Consider the following 16,821-nt stretch of genomic DNA (forward strand, 5'->3'; position numbering starts at 1 on the left):
TAAAGGAGTGTAATAACCATGTCAATTATCGTTGATGTCTACGCACGCGAAGTGCTTGATTCCCGCGGGAATCCGACAGTTGAAGTAGAAGTAGCTCTAGAATCCGGCGGCAAAGGCCGCGCAATCGTGCCATCCGGCGCATCCACCGGCGCTTATGAGGCGGTTGAGCTTCGCGACGGCGACAAATCCCGTTACCTGGGCAAAGGCGTTGTGAAAGCAGTAGACAACGTGAATACTATCATCGCGCCAGAGATTATCGGTCTTGACGCTCTTGATCAAGTCGCGATCGATCGCAAAATGATCCAGCTTGACGGAACGCCGAACAAAGCGAAGCTGGGCGCAAACGCGATCCTGGCCGTATCGATGGCTGTAGCTCGCGCTGCCGCTGACGCTCTGGATGTGCCTCTATACACGTACCTTGGCGGCTTCAACGCGAAAACATTGCCGGTTCCAATGATGAATATCATCAACGGCGGCGAGCATGCCGACAATAATATCGACGTGCAAGAGTTCATGGTGCTGCCTGTCGGCGCATCCGATTTCAAAGAAGCGCTTCGCATCGGCGCGGAAATCTTCCACAACCTGAAGGCTGTTCTTCATGACAAAGGCCTGAACACAGCGGTTGGCGACGAAGGCGGCTTTGCTCCTAACCTGGGCTCCAACGAAGAAGCGATCACTACGATCATCTCCGCAATCGAGCGCGCCGGCTACAAGCCAGGCGAGGATGTATTCCTGGGCATGGACGTGGCTTCTACTGAATTCTTCAAAGACGGCAAATACGTGCTTGCGGGCGAAGGCAAATCGTTCACTTCCGCGGAGTTCGTAGATCTGCTTGCTTCATGGGTTGACAAATATCCGATCCTTACCATCGAAGACGGCTGCTCCGAGGATGATTGGGATGGCTGGAAGCTGCTTACCGACAAGCTTGGCGGCAAGGTGCAGCTCGTGGGCGACGATCTGTTCGTAACGAACACCGAGCGTCTTGCCGACGGCATCGAGAAAGGTGTGGGCAACTCCATCCTGGTTAAAGTAAACCAAATCGGTACGCTGACCGAAACATTCGACGCGATTGAAATGGCGAAGCGCGCCGGCTACACGGCCGTTATCTCTCATCGTTCCGGCGAAAGCGAAGACAGCACAATCGCTGACATCGCGGTTGCTACCAATGCCGGACAGATCAAAACAGGCGCGCCGTCCCGTACGGATCGCGTTGCGAAATACAATCAATTGCTTCGCATTGAGGATCAACTGGGCTCCACTTCCCAATATGGCGGCAAATCGGCGTTTTACAACTTGAAAAACTTTAAATAATAAAGCTGTCGCGTGATTAGCGAATGTGCATGGAAGAAGAAGCATGTCTTGATTTTCGGGGCATGCTTCTTTTTTTGAAGGGAATCATCTTAGTGAGGAGCCGATGCGATGATAGTAGAAGTAATCGCCATTCGCGCAGAGGATGTTGTCGCTGCCGAGGCGGCGGGGGCGGACCGGATAGAGCTCGTTACAGGCATGGCGGAAGGAGGTCTTACGCCAAGCGCGGGAATGATTGAAGCTGCGGTGAAGGCGTCGAAGCTGCCGATCTATGTGATGATCAGGCCTCATGATCAATCCTTCTGCTACAGCGAGGCCGATCAAGCTGCCATGATGAAGGATATCTTAATTTGCCGCGAGCTTGGCGCTGCGGGGATCGTCCTCGGCATGCTGGATGAATCGGGAGAGATTGATACGATAGGGCTTGAACGTATGCTTGCGGCCGCGGAGGGTCTGGATGTAACGTTTCACCGCGCAATCGATGAGGTGAAGGATCAACTGGCTGCGCTTCACGTGCTGGCAAGGTATCCGCAAATCAGCCGTGTACTGACGTCCGGCGGCTCTCGGACTTCAACGGAATCAACGGGTCAACTGCGTAGGCTTCAGGAAGAAGCGCAGGCTCTTGGTATCCGTATTATTGTCGGCAAAGGACTGACGCCGGATAATGTGGCTATGGTGGTGAGAGAGACAGGCGTGAGCGAGGTTCATTTCGGGGCAGGGGTTCGGAAGAATAAAAGCTTTCAGGATGGAATTGATCCGGAGGAAATCGGGAGTATTCGCGACAAGCTGCCCGGTTAGACTCGTTGCCGCTCTTTTGAGTTGTATAAATTTTTCGCCTATGGTACAATCAATGTATATGTTTTTTCGTGGAGCGGCCACGCTGGAGGTGTATGGAATGGAAATCGCTTTGAAGATTGTGCTGGTTATCTTTTCGCTTGGCTTGATTGCTGTCGTATTGCTGCAGAAGGGTAAGAGCGCTGGTTTGTCCGGTGCAATCAGCGGCGGCGCCGAGCATTTGTTCGGCAAGCAGAAAGCCCGTGGATTGGACCTGTTTTTACAGCGTTTGACTGTCGTCCTGGCAGCCGGATTTTTCATCTTTGCTTTGGTTGTATCTTACTTTGTAGAGAATTAATCGGAAGAATTAGGAAGGCGAGGGAGCATCCCTCGTCTTTTTTGCTTTTTTTGGAGAAATGCGATTGTAAGTTATGGCATTCGTGTATACTACATGATATACGCCATTCTAGCACCCGCATGCCCAATAATCGGCTGCGGAACTTATAAGGAGATTATATATACATGATGGAACGCGAGCAAGAATTGCTTGATTTTATGAGAGAAACGGCTTATAGGCCGATGACGTATCAAGAGCTGGAGCAGCATTTCGGCATCGAGGGAGCTGCGGAATTCAAGGCATTTCTTCAGCTTCTCAATAAGCTGGAGGATGAGGGCAAGGTGCTGCGGACCCGCACGGAGCGATACGGAGTGCCAGAGCGCATGAATCTGCTGCGGGGCAAGGTGCAGGCGCATGCGAAGGGCTTTGCCTTTCTGTTGCCGGACGAGAAGGATCACGGCGATGTTTATTTGCATGCGAATGATCTGAAGAGCGCGATGAACGGGGATACGGTGCTCGTGCGGATAACCTCGAAGAGCGAAAGCGGAGGACGCATAGAAGGCGAGGTCGTGCGGGTCGTGCAGCGCGCCATAACACAGATTGTCGGCGTGTTCGAGGATCATGAAGCGTACGGCTTCGTTATACCGGATGACAAGCGGATTAATCGCGATATCTTTATCCCCAGGGACGGCTTTCAAGGTGCGGTGACCGGGCAGAAGGTAGTTGTGCGAATTGTTTCGTATCCGGAAGGACGATCGGCTGCGGAAGGCGAAATTTTGGAGATTCTTGGTCATAAGAATGATCCCGGCGTCGACATCCTGTCCATTATCCGCAAGCATCAGCTGCCGGAGGGCTTTCCTGAGGATGTGATGGCGGAGGCGGAAGCGGCGCCTAATGTAATAACTGAGGCCGAAATTAGGGAGCAAGGAAGACGGGATCTACGCGAAGAGGTTATTGTGACAATTGACGGCGAGGATGCGAAGGATCTCGACGACGCGGTCCATGTGAAGCGGCTGGACAACGGCAATTTCGTGCTGGGCGTACATATCGCGGATGTAGGTTATTACGTAACCGAGAATTCGGCGCTCGATCAAGAAGCCTTCCGCAGAGGCTGCAGTGTATACTTGGTCGATCGGGTCATTCCGATGCTTCCGCATCGACTGTCCAATGGCATTTGTTCGCTCAATCCTCAGGTAGACCGGCTTACGCTTTCTTGCGAGATGGAGTTCGATGCGAAAACCTTGAAGCGGGTGAAGCATGACATCTTCACCAGCGTGATTCGGACGAAGGAGAGAATGACGTATACCAACGTTCGCCGCATCCTGAACGCCAACGAGGAAGAGCCCGAAACAGCGCTTAAGGAGCGTTATTCGGAGCTGCTGGGCATGTTCGGCTTGATGGAGCAGCTCGCGATGCGTTTGCGCGCCAAGCGAATGAAGCGCGGCGCGATCGACTTCGATTTCGTAGAGTCGAAGGTCGTTGTTGACGATTCGGGCAAGGCCGTCGATATCGTGAAGCGTGAGCGGTCTGTCGCGGAGCAGATTATCGAGGAATTCATGCTCGTGGCGAATGAAACCGTCGCGGAGCATTTCCACTGGCTTCGCGTGCCGTTCCTGTACCGAATCCACGAGGATCCGAACCAGGAGAAGCTGCTTGCCTTCATGCAGTTCGCCTCCAATTTCGGCTATGTGGTGAAGGGCAACGGCAATTCGGTGCATCCACGCGCTTTGCAAACCTTGCTCGAAGAAATTCAAGGCACGAAGGAAGCGACCGTCATCTCCACGATGATGCTCAGATCGATGAAGCAGGCAAAGTACGATGCGGAGAGTCTCGGCCATTTCGGCCTGGCCGCGGAATTCTATTCGCATTTCACCTCGCCGATCAGACGCTATCCCGATCTTGTTATTCACCGGATCATTCGCGAGGTCATAGAAGGCGGAGGCATGCTCTCGGAAGCGAGGCTAGAAGCGCTAACCGCGCGCATGCCGGATATTGCGCAGCATTCCTCCGAGCGCGAACGGGTCGCGGTCGACGCCGAACGAGATACGGAGAAGCTGAAGAAATGCGAATTCATGCTGGATAAGGTCGGCGAGGAATTCGACGGCATTATTAGCAGCGTCACCTCCTTTGGCATGTTCATTGAACTGGACAATACGGTGGAGGGACTCATTCGATTAAGCGACCTCAATGACGACTACTACCATTTCCATGAGCTGCATATGGTGCTTATCGGCGAGCGCACGTCGAAGGTGTACCGGATCGGCGATGAAGTCAAGATTCGCGTCGCCCGGGTGGATATGATCGAGCATAACATCGATTTCGAAATGGTAGATACGAAGCCGCGCGGCAGCTATAAAGGTATTGCAGGCGGCGGCAACGATGGCGGCGGCCGCAAGCGCGGCGGAGTATATGGCAGCCGCGGAGACGCGCGTTCCGGCGGCAAGGGACGACAAAGAGCCGGGGAAGGCTCAAGTGGCCGAACAGGCGGCTTCAAGCAGGGAAAAGGCGGAGGCGTAGGCACTGATAAAGGCTACCGTAAAAAGGGAGGACTTGGCGCAGACGGTGGGGCAGACTCGAAACGGACTGTCGGAAGCGGCAATCCATGGCTTGAAGGCGGAGCGGCGGAGCTGGATTTGGCGGAACCGGCCAGCGAAGGCAAGGCTCCACTCAAGGATATGTGGGGGCTGCCGATTCGGGAAAGCGGTCAAGGAAAAGCCAAGAACGGCGGTTATGGCAAGCAAGGCGCCGAATCTGGCGGAAGCAAGGGTGGCAAGCGAAAAAGCGAAGGCTCTGGCAAAAAAGGCAAGAACAAAGGTAAACGCAAAAATGCGACAACAAGCGGGATATTCAATGCGGATGCTGCCTCTGTCAAGCAACACGGTACTGTTGACGGGAATGAAGCGAAGCGCAAGAAAAAACGCAAGAAAAAAGGCGGTACGAATAATGCCACTGCGGCATTCGTACGCAAAAAGAAGTAACAGGGGAGGCGCTGCATGCTGGCCAAGCAGTTGGTTGAGGTCCTGGCTTCACCAGCTGTTCGTTTGGAGAAGACTCCTTTGATGCGTTAACATTCTTCCAATAGGAATAAGAACGACTGTATTTGGACAGACTGAGAAAAGATATTTAAGCAGGTGACTTGCTTTTTATCGACGGGTGTAGTAAACTCAAGGCAATAGATGATATGAACCTGAATTCACGTATTGAAAAGGGTGTCATTCGAGTCATGAAACCCTTTCCAATGTGTGAATTTTTTGTTTAATAACGAAACAGGCGCATATTAATAAATTTTTTTGGAGGTTTTACACATGCAACAAGGTACAGTGAAATGGTTTAACGCAGAGAAAGGTTTCGGCTTCATCGAAGTTGAAGGCGGAAACGACGTATTCGTACATTTCTCCGCAATCGTTGGCGAAGGCTTCAAAACTCTTGAAGAAGGCCAACGCGTTGAGTTCAACGTTGTTGAAGGCAACCGCGGACCACAAGCAGAAAACGTAGTTAAGCTGTAATAGCTTAATTCACGCGAATATGCAATTACGAGAACCGTCCTTGACCGCGAGTCGAGGGCGGTTTTCTTTTCGAAGACAAGCAGATGATTTCGGGACAAAGCGCAGAATGCTTATAAACAAAACTGTACCGCTCAATCCGATTGATTTTCAAAAGTAAAGTTGTTACAATGAAATCCGGCAGTATCGAAAGATGCATGATTGGCATACCGACTGAAGACGAGGTGATTAGCATGGGTGCAAAAAAGAATACAGAAACCAAACCGTTAGCGCAGAATAAGAAAGCTTCCCATGACTATTTCATCGAGGAAACCTTCGAAGCAGGCATGGTGCTGATGGGGACGGAGATCAAGTCGCTGCGAGGCGGTAGAGCGAACATTAATGACGCTTTCGCCACCATTCGGAACGGTGAAATCTTCATCAACAACATGCATATCAGCCCATTCGAGCAAGGCAATATGCATAATCCGGCCGATCCGACCAGGGCGCGCAAGCTGCTCATGAAGAAGGAGCAGATTCGCAAGCTGTACGGTCAGGCGAAGCAAGAGGGCTACTCCATCGTGCCGTTGAAGATTTATATTCGCAACGGCTACGCGAAGCTGTTGATTGGACTCGGCAAGGGCAAGAAGCAGTTCGACAAGCGAGCTACAGCCGCGAAGCGGGATGCGCAACGCGACATTCAGCGCGTGCTGCGCGAGAAGCAGAAGGTTGCCCGTTAAGAGCAGGATTTAGCTCGGACTTCCATGGATGAATTCATCCAGAGCTGCCAGCATTAAATGCGAGTTATGGAAGCCGGAATATGTTATACTAGTTCTACAGCAAGCATTAACATTGCTTTCAGCCGATTCGGCTTGATTGCTCAAGATGAATTGACCTTCGCGGTCATGCCATCCTTAATCCGGAGTTCCCGGTCAGTGCTAGACGTTGAAGGATATGAGCAGCGTTTATGCCAAAACGGGGGCGTTTATGGATTCGACGGGGATTGGACGAGCGCGGGTTGCGGGTAGCAGGGAGTCGTCTGCTTCATCAACGCTAAAGCCTATTAAATGGCAAACAATCAACAAACTACGCTGTAGCAGCTTAATAACCTGCACGCGTGCTCTCGCTCTGTATCGCCCATGTACCGGGATGAGGGCCCAACTTTAGTGGGATACGCTGTCACATCTCCGCCTGGGGTGTGCTGAAGAAGACAATCAGGCTGACCCGAAGAGAATGCGGTAACAGGTAGTCTCTAGGGTGACATCAAAGCTGTTACTACACCCGTAGAAGCCTGTGTGGCGTGGTCTTCGGACAGGGGTTCAAATCCCCTCGCCTCCACCATGAAAAGCCCGACCTCATGAGGTCGGGCTTTTGTTATGTTAACCAATTGTAGACCAATTGTAGACAAAGTGAATATTCAAGTGATGTGTGCTATAAAGGTTGTAGACGAGTTGTCTACATAAAGAAGCTGGGATTGTACATAATCGGTTTTATGGATTACTTGAAGCAACATTATGAGACTTTCTATGTCCGAAAGCAGTGCATATTATACGGGATTAATATACTTTTAACAAGCGCAATAATGATTAAGAGAAGAAAAGGTGAACATTTTTGATCTTAGAATCATGTCTCATGGGCAGGACAGTTCCATCCTTTCTCGAATACATTACTATATCGGAATTTGCTATTTATACAAAAATAAAAAAGGGGTATTAATGCAATGACAATATGGGAAGTTGAACTTTTCCTTTATGGAATGATTAAAGTAAAAGAATCAATGAGTTTAAGACAACAAAAAGGAAGAGAGGAGCTTAACCCCTTTTTTAGTGATATTGAAATCAAAAATTTTAATGATGGGGTAGTAATTAAGTCAACTGCTTATGCGCCGAATAGAAGTTTGGCTAATAGCGCTGCTTTAATATTTATAGGACAAATGGTTGATTGTTTAGTTGTTGAAATAAATGAGCCGATATCAATAAGTAATGATGGGAGAAGGTACTTTTCAAGAAATAATAACGTAAAGAGATACATAGAGCTACAAGAATTTATAAGCGCTTTTGAAGAAGCACTATTTCTTAACCAGCACCATCCTACTTTTTTGAAAGCCTATGGGTGGTATAGAAAAGGGATTACTTCTGAAGATGCATTTGATTCATTTCTTGCTTTGTGGAATTCAATAGAAATAGTAACTTCAAAGTATCACCCTAGAACTGAAAGAACTGTAAACGGTTCGAAATCACAGATTTGGGAATCATTTAAATCAGTTTGGGGCGAATGTCAAGATTGGCCATTAATGATTAATGGTAATGATCAGTGGATAGATCAAAATTACTTGGTTAGAAATAATATTGCTCATGGATTAGCTAACGTTAACGTTGAGGAAATTGATGATGTTATTTCAAGACTCGTAATAATAAAAATGGTATCAATAATGTTCTTAAAAGTATGGAAACACAAATTAGTTTAATCTGAATATATATGCTTGGACTATTGGAACTTTGTTAAGGGAGATAACATGTATTGCTAACGGAAGACTATAGCTCAATAATTAGGAATAGAAACCATTCTATTAGGTGGAAGGGTTTCTTTTCGCTTTATGAAAGTACTAAACTGGTTAATTGAGCTTGAAATGTTCTTGGGATGAAATGAAATCACTGTATTAATTGCTCCTTAAACATCTTCTTCATGTCGATCAATTTGTCATTTTTCATTTCGACTGACTGTGACTAATTTTTTAACCAATGGACACAATTTAATTACAAATAGATATTGAGTTCGAGTAAATATATCTAAAGTTCTTGATTTCTGACGACACCATTTCTCTATTATTGGAGAATAGTGTCGATTCACCAGTTTGAATCCAATTAATCCATTGATATCCCAAATAGCGGATGCTATGATTTATAGTGTTAAGGTGGTAATACGCAAATCAGCAACGAAATAATAAAAACCGTTCTTAACGAGCTGAATATCCCATAAAAGAAACAGAGTCGTGATTCGATTATAAGTTCTACAACTCGCCGATGGGAGTAGAGTCAAAAGTGTTCCAGCCCCACAGTCCTAAATGCTGCTAACAAATATTGCAACATAAAAGGTATTCCGATGAATAATGGACCGATGGAAACACACTTAAATATTGAAAGTAACCCCAAAGGAGCACGCATTTAATGAGTATAAATATTTCTAAGCAGAAACGTGAAGAGTTGACAACAAAAATAGAAGCTATTCGTTCATTTTTGTTGAAAACCTCACAGAACGAGAATAACGAGAGTCTTCTTACATTTCTTGGTCAGATTGAAAAAGAGGTTAAGGGTAAAAAATATGGTTTGGTATTTGAGGAGCATCGGGAAGCGATTGACGAAGTGCTGGATTCTCATATCCCTATACTATCTGAAGAGCAAAGTCTGTTTATTGATAATGATGAGTATATTAATTTTCTATTAGAAGGAGATAATTTAGCTGCGCTACGATTGCTGGAAAAGACACATCGTAGAAAGATAGATTTAATCTATATTGATCCACCGTATAACACAGGAAATAAGGATTTTATTTATGATGATTCTTTCGTAGATAAGACAGATGGTTATATTCATAGCAAATGGCTTTCATTTATGGAACGTCGTTTGAAAATTGCAAAGAACTTGCTTTCTGAGAATGGATCGATTTTTATTTCTATTGATGAACATGAGTATGCCAATCTTAGACTCTTGTGCAATCAAATTATGGGAGAAGAAAGACATGTCGCAACTATAGCATGGCAAAAAAGATATTCTCGTGAGAATCGTGAAGCGATAGGCGATTCACATGAATATATTGTGATTTACGCATATAATGTTGAAAAATTCAAAAAGTTTCGAAATAGACTACCACTAACAGATAAACAAAATAAATTGTACAAAAATCCGGATAAGGATCCACGTGGTCCATGGCAATCTGTATCCTTACTAGCGCAAGGATACAGGACGAATCAAATGTATAAAATAGTCGCTCCAAATGGTACTGAACATTTCCCACCACAAGGTCGGTGCTGGAGCACAATTGAAAGTGAGTTTTTAAAAGCTTTTAACGATGGACGTATATATTTCGGACCTAAAGGTGATGGTGTACCACGTAGAAAGCAGTTTTTACATGAAGCGAAGGGTCTTGTTCCGTGGAGTTGGTGGCCACATGAAGAAGTAGGGCATACAGATGAAGCGAAAAAAGAAACAGGGGCAATCCTCGAAAATATGGTAGCATTTTCAACTCCTAAACCTATTCGTTTAATTGATCGTATTATTACCATTGCTTCTGGTCCAAATAGTACTATACTGGACTTTTTTGCAGGTAGCGGTACTACTGGTCATGCTGTGTTGGCACATAATGCAGAGCATGATGAGAGCAAACGCAAATTTATTCTCTGTACTAATAATGAAAATCAAATTTGTCGTAAGGTCACATATGAACGAATAAAGCGTGTAATTGCTAATGAAGGATATAAAGCCAGCTTGAAATACTATAAGATAGATTATGTTTCAATTAGTGAAAGAATGTACTATGAGTATGCAGATGAACTTCTACTTCATATTCGAGAATTGGTAGAGCTTGAGAATGGAGTTAACTTCACGCATAATGCCGAGCTAGCCATTGTGCTGACAGATGATGAGATGGATGAGTTTGTCGAAACATCGGAGGTATTTGAAAAATGTAGCCGAATTTATAAAGGTCATGACGTTCTGCTCACTAGCGAGCAAGAAGAGTTACTCAAAGAACGAGGCGTAGAGATCATAACGTTACCCAATTATTTTTACAAAGAACTGGAGGGTTAAAGAATGGGCATACCAGCAGATTTTCAACTGCGGGCAATCGCTGACCTTATGGATGCTATGAATGGAAACAAGCGTGAGATCATTCTTAAAAGCTGCACAGGTAGCGGAAAGACTATCATTCTCACATTTTTTATGGATGAGTACTTAAAGTGTTTTGAAAAGACCGTCTTCATCTGGCTTACACCAGGAAAGGGGGAACTTGAACTTCAGAGCAAGGGGAAGATGGATAAATATATTCATGGAGCACAGACAAAGACCCTTGCTGATGTTATGACGACAGGATTTGAAGCAAACGACATTTGCTTTATCAATTGGGAAACACTCAATAAGAAAAACAACAACGCCTTGAAAGAAGGCGAATATGCTAACTTTATTGAACATATTGAGAAGGCGTTTAATAACGGCTTATCATTCAAAATTATCGTTGACGAAAGCCATGAAGGGGATACGATTAAAGGCAAAGAGATTATTCAATATTTTCAGACTGAAAAAATTATCCGTGCCTCTGCCACCCCGAAAAACTATACCGACGCGACATGGATCATCGTTCCAGAAGCCGAAGTAATCGCTGCCGAATTGATAAAGAAAGTCCTAATTATAAATGAGAGTGTAAAGCAGGGTGATGAAGTTGTAGACCAGATTGATTATCTGCTAACTAAGGCTCTTGAAAAACAACGGAGCCTTTATGCCTCGTACGTTTCTCGTGGGGCATTGGTAAACCCTTTAATTGTCGTTCAATTGCCAAATAAAAACGATGTTCTTTTGGATGGCGTGGAGAGATGGTTTGCCTCCAAAGAGATTACCTATGAAAACGGACTACTTGCTGTTCGCCTTGCTGAACGTCATGAGAATATCATAGGTATTGAAGAACCAACAGCTAAGCCCATTGCTATCATTATCAAACAAGCAATCGCTACTGGATGGGATTGCCCGAGAGCGCATATTCTTGTCAAGCTCCGCGACCATATGAGCGAGACTTTCGAGATTCAGACGATTGGACGAATTCGCCGTATGCCGGAGGGAAAGCATTATAATGAGCCGCATCTCGACAGTTGTTATCTATATACATTGGACGAGAAATTTACCGAAAGCGTTAAGTTGAGTCTAGGGAAAGGTGCATTGGAGGCAGCCAACTTGCAGCTGAAGGAATCACTTAAGGCAGTTAAACTAGTTTGCGAACAGGTGTCTGGGATTTCGTTTTCACGTGATCAACGGCAAATACTTCAAACAATATATACTTACTTCAAAAAACACTATAAAATTGATGCAAGAACAGTCGAGAACAAAAAGCGACTTGAAGCTAACGGTTTTCTCATTTCTAACTATGTTCGCCAATATGTAACAGAAGAAAACCGTGTTATTTCGGCTGGGGATAGAAGCAGCTATAAAAACCTTAAAATGACTTATATTCAGGCTCCTATTAATACAACCATTCATGGTAGAGAATATCATCATATTGTAGGGGAAATATCCCTGCGCGTTGGATTGAAATATGAACATTTAAACGCTATTTTCCGTCGTTTATTCGTTAGAAATACTGGGAAAAAGCCAAGTATCAATCAAATTCTCCTGCTCGAAAACCGAGAGTTTTATGCATTTGTGCTTAATAATCGCGAATTGCTCAAAAACGCAGTAAGAAATGCTGCTTCTGAAATAACTGATCAAATGCAACTTGAATTTAACGCATTGTCAGATAAAACAACGATAAAAGATTTCTGGTTTCCTCGCGAATGTCTTTTTACTTATGATGCAACTGAAAAGTCACAGAAGCTTTTTTCGAAAAACGTATATGAAGGATACTTTTCATCTGCTGCACCAAGGTCTTCCTCCGAAAAGAAATTTGAAAAATATTGTGAAACGGCGACGAGCGTCGAGTGGGTTTATAAGAACGGAGATAAGGGAGCTGAATTTTTTTCTATTGTTTACGAGGATGCATACGGCAAAGCTCGAGTGTTTTTTCCGGACTACGTTATCAGCATCAATGGAGAGATTTGGATTATTGAAACGAAGGGAGGATTTGATAAGTACGGTAACAGTGAAGACATCGATAAATTCTCCCAGCGCAAATTCACTGTGCTCAAATCATACATCGATAAAAACAAGTTAAAGGGTGGCTTCATACGCCAGGATAAAAAAAGTGATGAACTTTGTATCTGTATGGAGGAATACAGCGATGATGTGTCAAGTGCATCATGGTTGCTGCTTAATGATGTTATAACTTAGGGGGGCTGGAGTTGAAGGTTATTGAATGCAAACCCATACAATATACAGGTAACTGCAGTATTACCTTCATACGTATTGATCCAGAAAATCTGCAGGATACGCTTTCCGTAATCATTAAGGCTCTGATAGATTTATCGTGGCTTAGCCGTTTCGATCAAGATTATATGAAAGAAAGCTTTAGACAACGTGCTAATGAAACAATTACCGATATTCAGAGAAAAATTGCTGATTGCTCGGATGACAAAGTAACCAAAGAAGCAGGAGAGTATGTGGTATCTGAATTAGCTAGAGGATCACTTATTAGAAATATGAACTATCTAGATATTCCCCTTTCCGAGTTGCTCGGCATGAAAGTATCGGGTAATCCCGGATTTGATTTTCATAGTCAGAATAATGACACACACACAGTCATATTCGGTGAAGCAAAATATAATTCTAGGCAAAGTGCATACGATTCAGCTATTAAGCAAGTAAATCAGTTTATAATTGATAAAAAAGACATTAAGCAAATTGCTGACTTACAGCCTTTCTGTACTCATAAAGCTCTATCCAGAGCGAACAGCGGGTTAAAAGGTTTTGCAATTGCTTTCTCAGCGAAATCCACATCAAGTGATGTCTTGATAGCTAACATAAAAGAGCATACTAAATTCACTGAGCTATCCAAGTACGTGGAGATAGTAATAGTGGCGGTGAATCTTTAATGGCTAAAGAATCGAAAAACCGGATATCTGAGATACGTGACGGAATAAATCTGGATAAGCATTTTTCCTATGCAAGAGAACGTCTATTCAAAGAGGGGTCTGTCAATATCTCTGTGCTTGAGATTCTTTCTTACTTGAAACTGTTTCAGCCGAGGTTCTTTGCAGAGCATGAGGATGAAGTTGTTGAGATGATGGGCTTGTTTTTTAAGAAGCCTAAAGTTGAATCATTTAATAGTCTTATTTTTGCAGATTACGGGAAATACATACAAGAAGAATATGGAGAAGAATATACACCAGTGCAGGCAGATATCCTGAAAAAAATCCACAGAATGCAGATCTTCAGTTTCTCGGCACCAACAAGTACGGGGAAATCATTCGTATTTAGAAATTTAATCAAAGCTGCCGATTATGACGTTGCTGTTATCGTACCTTCAAGAGCTTTGATAAATGAGTATTATGACAGAGTTCGAGAAATAATTGAAGATAAGGCAGTTAACATACTTTCCTTCGTGGATATTATTAATATAAAACACGCCAAGAGAAATGTATTTATTCTCACTCCCGAACGTGCAAGAGAGTTGTTCAAGCTAAAAGACAAGCTCAACATAGGACTTGTTTTGTTCGACGAAGCCCAGTTGAGCGACGAAGAATCTGTACGCGGCCTTTATTTTGACAGCATCGTTAGACGTGTTCAGAAAGCGTTCCCCTCTGCAAAATGCATTTTTGCTCATCCATTTATATCCAATCCTGAAGCCCAACTCAAAAAAAATCATGTCGATATTGATGAGAATGCAGCAGCCTTGCAGTATGAGCAGAAAAATGTTGGACAGATATTTTACACTCATGACCCCTTAACTGGTGAATTCCATCACTTTGGCATCGAAAAGGGCGTAATGGGTGAAAGAAAGACTAGGGCACATTTCGACCCAATGGAGAAAGCAATCAAAGATGGCGGGAGTATACTTATTTATGTTCCAAAACAACACATTTATAACGAACAAGTGTATTCTGGATTTAAAAAGTACATTGACCTTTGTCAGCCGATCTTAGATCCAGCGGGACTTGAACTTGTTTTGAAATTACGGGATTATGTAGGGGCATCAAATGACAAGAACGAAAATTACATTTCAAAAACGCTCGAATACCTGAAACGTGGTATCGTCGTGCATCATGGTTCCATTCCTCTTCGCGCAAGACTCATATTAGAACACTTTACTCAGCAAGGTTTTTGCCGTATTTGCTTTGCGACATCAACATTGGAGCAAGGGATTAATATGCCTTTTGATGTTGTATATCTCGATAGGTTTGAAAGAAGCAAACCACTTTCCGTTAAAAATTTGATTGGAAGAGCTGGGCGGTCAACACCGGATGATGTGTTCGATTATGGAGTAGCTATAGTCAAGAAGGGTAATTTAAGTCCGTTTCGCTTCGTATTACAGAAGCCGGAGCATATTTCAGAAAAATCACATCTTGATAAAGAAAATGAGGGATTAGACCTAAAATATGAGGAGTTCAAGGAAGCGATAAAGACTGACAAGTTCAATGATGAGTACAACTTGACAAATCATGATGTAGAAAAATTGGCAAGCGATGATATTACAGAAGTAATTCCAACCTTGCTTGACATCATGTTTAACGAGGATGGCTCTTTAATTTATCCACGGTGGGACAACGAAGAAGTCAACGACAGGAAAGCTATGTACCAGGACTTTTATTCATTGTACCAAATGTATTTAGGTAGGGAGCTAATTGCAGCAGAAAAAAGTATTCTGAATCAAGCAATTAAAATAATGCTCTGGAGAGCCTACAAGAAAACTTTTAGCCTTATCTGCCAATATCGCTATGACTATGCTTCAAGGAAGAGGGATAGAATCTTTTTGGATAGGCAGGGGAACGAAGAGGAGAAAAGCAAACTAAAGTCGCAGTTTCTTCGCGGATATGCTGATATACCTGATATGAAGCTTCATAACTACTCATTATTTGGTGACATGACTGCCGAAAAGGTGGATTATGACCGTATAGTTTATGATACCTATGATTATTTAGATAAACTGATTGGATTTAAGTTAACAGATATCTTTTATGCTATATTCCATCAATATCATGAAATGTCGAATGACCCTCGGGCTTTACGTTTGGCAAAATATATTCGCTATGGAACGGATGTAGAACGTGAAATCTGGATGCTTAGATATGGTTTAACATTTGAGGATATTGAATGGGCGGCACCTTGTATAGAATTGATTAATGAACAAGAAATTGTCTTCAATGAAAAATATGACGGACTAACCGAAGAACAATTGGCTGTGTTGGAGAGGTTCTATTACTGAGCTGTCAACATTCAGCAGATTCATAGAATCAAGTGCATGATTAGGGGGTATTTTGAGAGACAAAGTTATGTCTTCGCATCGTCAAACTCCTTCGCAGTTTTCGTCGATAAACTCTTAGCTGGTCTATACCAATTTCATATTAATACTGTTATTTACTTGTTTTATACCTTCATTTATGCCAGTCTATACCGGTTCATTACAGCCAAGTCGATTTTATTAACAATCGTGGCTAAATAACAAAGTTTATCGCAAATCTCAGATGCAGACATTAAATGTTTTTCGTTTAAGTCAAACTGTCCAATAAAATATTGAAGAAATTTTTCATCAACTATACCATTTCTATGCAAGTATAGGTGCTTTATCTGGAGAGCTTTTTCAATTTCTTCTTGAGCTTCTTCATTCAGTTGACTTATTTGCTTATATCAGCAATGAAGCCTTTTTCACTCCTTTTTGGATTTTTCCTATTTTTTTCTTGGCCAAGTATTCGATAAATTCTTGAATTTCAGAACATTTCAGAACCTCTTCTACAGTAACTTACTCTGTTTAAATTTTAAGACCTCTGGTTTTGCGAGAAAAATCTCATAAAGTAAATCAGACAAATATACTTCAAAATTTTCAACAAATGATGAAAATAATATTCTTAACAATACGTTACCTTCTCACTTGTCAGTAGATATTTCTGCTCCATGAGGATATAAAGTTTCACTTAGGTCATCGAGTTGCCTATGATTAAGCGTGGCGTGTTACATATACCGTTAACTTCTCTAAAAAAATGATTAGAGATACTAGATAGTATTTACTTTTTTTGATAAAAGAGTTTGAAAGCGCAACGGATTATTAAATTTGAGTGTTATTTAATAA

11 protein-coding genes and 1 other RNA gene are annotated in these 16,821 nt (G+C 43.4%); all 12 read left to right on the top strand.

Annotation, left to right across the window (positions count from 1 at the left end; genetic code table 11):
* Positions 1-18 precede the first annotated feature (18 nt).
* The 12 genes from eno (at position 19) to HFP08_RS00260 (ending at position 15,960) form a co-directional block, all read left to right on the top strand.
* The gene (gene eno, locus HFP08_RS00205) at positions 19-1,311 is read left to right on the top strand and encodes a phosphopyruvate hydratase (RefSeq protein WP_168118505.1); all 1,293 of its coding nucleotides are present in this window, start codon (positions 19-21) and stop codon (positions 1,309-1,311) included.
* Positions 1,312-1,419: 108 nt separating this feature from the next.
* On the top strand, positions 1,420-2,106 hold the full coding sequence (locus HFP08_RS00210; RefSeq protein ID WP_168118506.1) for a copper homeostasis protein CutC: 687 nt from the start codon (positions 1,420-1,422) through the stop codon (positions 2,104-2,106).
* Between the two features lie 97 nt (positions 2,107-2,203).
* Positions 2,204-2,440: a preprotein translocase subunit SecG gene (secG, locus tag HFP08_RS00215; protein ID WP_168118507.1), complete on the top strand. Its 237-nt coding sequence runs from the start codon at positions 2,204-2,206 to the stop codon at positions 2,438-2,440.
* Between the two features lie 167 nt (positions 2,441-2,607).
* A complete protein-coding gene (rnr, locus tag HFP08_RS00220; RefSeq protein WP_168118881.1) occupies positions 2,608-5,397 on the top strand; it encodes a ribonuclease R in 2,790 nt (929 codons plus the stop codon).
* A gap of 327 nt (positions 5,398-5,724) precedes the next feature.
* The gene (locus HFP08_RS00225; protein ID WP_068678946.1) at positions 5,725-5,925 is read left to right on the top strand and encodes a cold-shock protein; all 201 of its coding nucleotides are present in this window, start codon (positions 5,725-5,727) and stop codon (positions 5,923-5,925) included.
* Positions 5,926-6,155: 230 nt separating this feature from the next.
* Positions 6,156-6,641 (top strand): SsrA-binding protein SmpB, encoded by a 486-nt coding sequence (gene smpB / locus HFP08_RS00230; protein WP_168118508.1) that lies wholly within the window; start codon positions 6,156-6,158, stop codon positions 6,639-6,641.
* A 237-nt stretch (positions 6,642-6,878) separates the two neighbouring features.
* Positions 6,879-7,242, top strand: a transfer-messenger RNA (tmRNA) gene (ssrA, locus tag HFP08_RS00235).
* A 379-nt stretch (positions 7,243-7,621) separates the two neighbouring features.
* On the top strand, positions 7,622-8,368 hold the full coding sequence (locus tag HFP08_RS00240; RefSeq protein ID WP_168118509.1) for a methylamine utilization protein MauJ: 747 nt from the start codon (positions 7,622-7,624) through the stop codon (positions 8,366-8,368).
* Between the two features lie 700 nt (positions 8,369-9,068).
* Entirely contained in the window at positions 9,069-10,706 is a 1,638-nt protein-coding gene (locus HFP08_RS00245) for a site-specific DNA-methyltransferase (RefSeq protein ID WP_168118510.1), read from the top strand.
* 3 nt (positions 10,707-10,709) lie between these two features.
* Entirely contained in the window at positions 10,710-12,929 is a 2,220-nt protein-coding gene (locus HFP08_RS00250) for a DEAD/DEAH box helicase (RefSeq protein WP_168118511.1), read from the top strand.
* Between the two features lie 11 nt (positions 12,930-12,940).
* Positions 12,941-13,630 carry a hypothetical protein gene (locus HFP08_RS00255; protein WP_168118512.1) on the top strand — a complete coding sequence of 230 codons (690 nt, stop codon included), beginning with the start codon at positions 12,941-12,943 and terminating at the stop codon, positions 13,628-13,630.
* Positions 13,630-15,960, top strand: coding sequence for a DEAD/DEAH box helicase (locus tag HFP08_RS00260; RefSeq protein WP_168118513.1), 2,331 nt, complete (start codon positions 13,630-13,632; stop codon positions 15,958-15,960). The genes HFP08_RS00255 and HFP08_RS00260 overlap by 1 nt, the downstream gene beginning before the upstream one ends.
* Positions 15,961-16,821 lie beyond the last annotated feature (861 nt).

It is taken from the genome of Paenibacillus sp. HB172176 (genome assembly GCF_011947265.1).
Classification (GTDB): domain Bacteria; phylum Bacillota; class Bacilli; order Paenibacillales; family Paenibacillaceae; genus Pristimantibacillus.

Excerpts from the sequence above, each read along its gene's own strand:
- eno (WP_168118505.1), top strand. The coding sequence starts at position 19 with ATGTCAATTATCGTTGATGTCTACGCACGCGAAGTGCTTGATTCCCGC.
- HFP08_RS00210 (WP_168118506.1), top strand. The coding sequence starts at position 1,420 with ATGATAGTAGAAGTAATCGCCATTCGCGCAGAGGATGTTGTCGCTGCC.
- secG (WP_168118507.1), top strand. The coding sequence starts at position 2,204 with ATGGAAATCGCTTTGAAGATTGTGCTGGTTATCTTTTCGCTTGGCTTG.
- rnr (WP_168118881.1), top strand. The coding sequence starts at position 2,608 with ATGGAACGCGAGCAAGAATTGCTTGATTTTATGAGAGAAACGGCTTAT.
- HFP08_RS00225 (WP_068678946.1), top strand. The coding sequence starts at position 5,725 with ATGCAACAAGGTACAGTGAAATGGTTTAACGCAGAGAAAGGTTTCGGC.
- smpB (WP_168118508.1), top strand. The coding sequence starts at position 6,156 with ATGGGTGCAAAAAAGAATACAGAAACCAAACCGTTAGCGCAGAATAAG.
- HFP08_RS00240 (WP_168118509.1), top strand. The coding sequence starts at position 7,622 with ATGACAATATGGGAAGTTGAACTTTTCCTTTATGGAATGATTAAAGTA.
- HFP08_RS00245 (WP_168118510.1), top strand. The coding sequence starts at position 9,069 with ATGAGTATAAATATTTCTAAGCAGAAACGTGAAGAGTTGACAACAAAA.
- HFP08_RS00250 (WP_168118511.1), top strand. The coding sequence starts at position 10,710 with ATGGGCATACCAGCAGATTTTCAACTGCGGGCAATCGCTGACCTTATG.
- HFP08_RS00260 (WP_168118513.1), top strand. The coding sequence starts at position 13,630 with ATGGCTAAAGAATCGAAAAACCGGATATCTGAGATACGTGACGGAATA.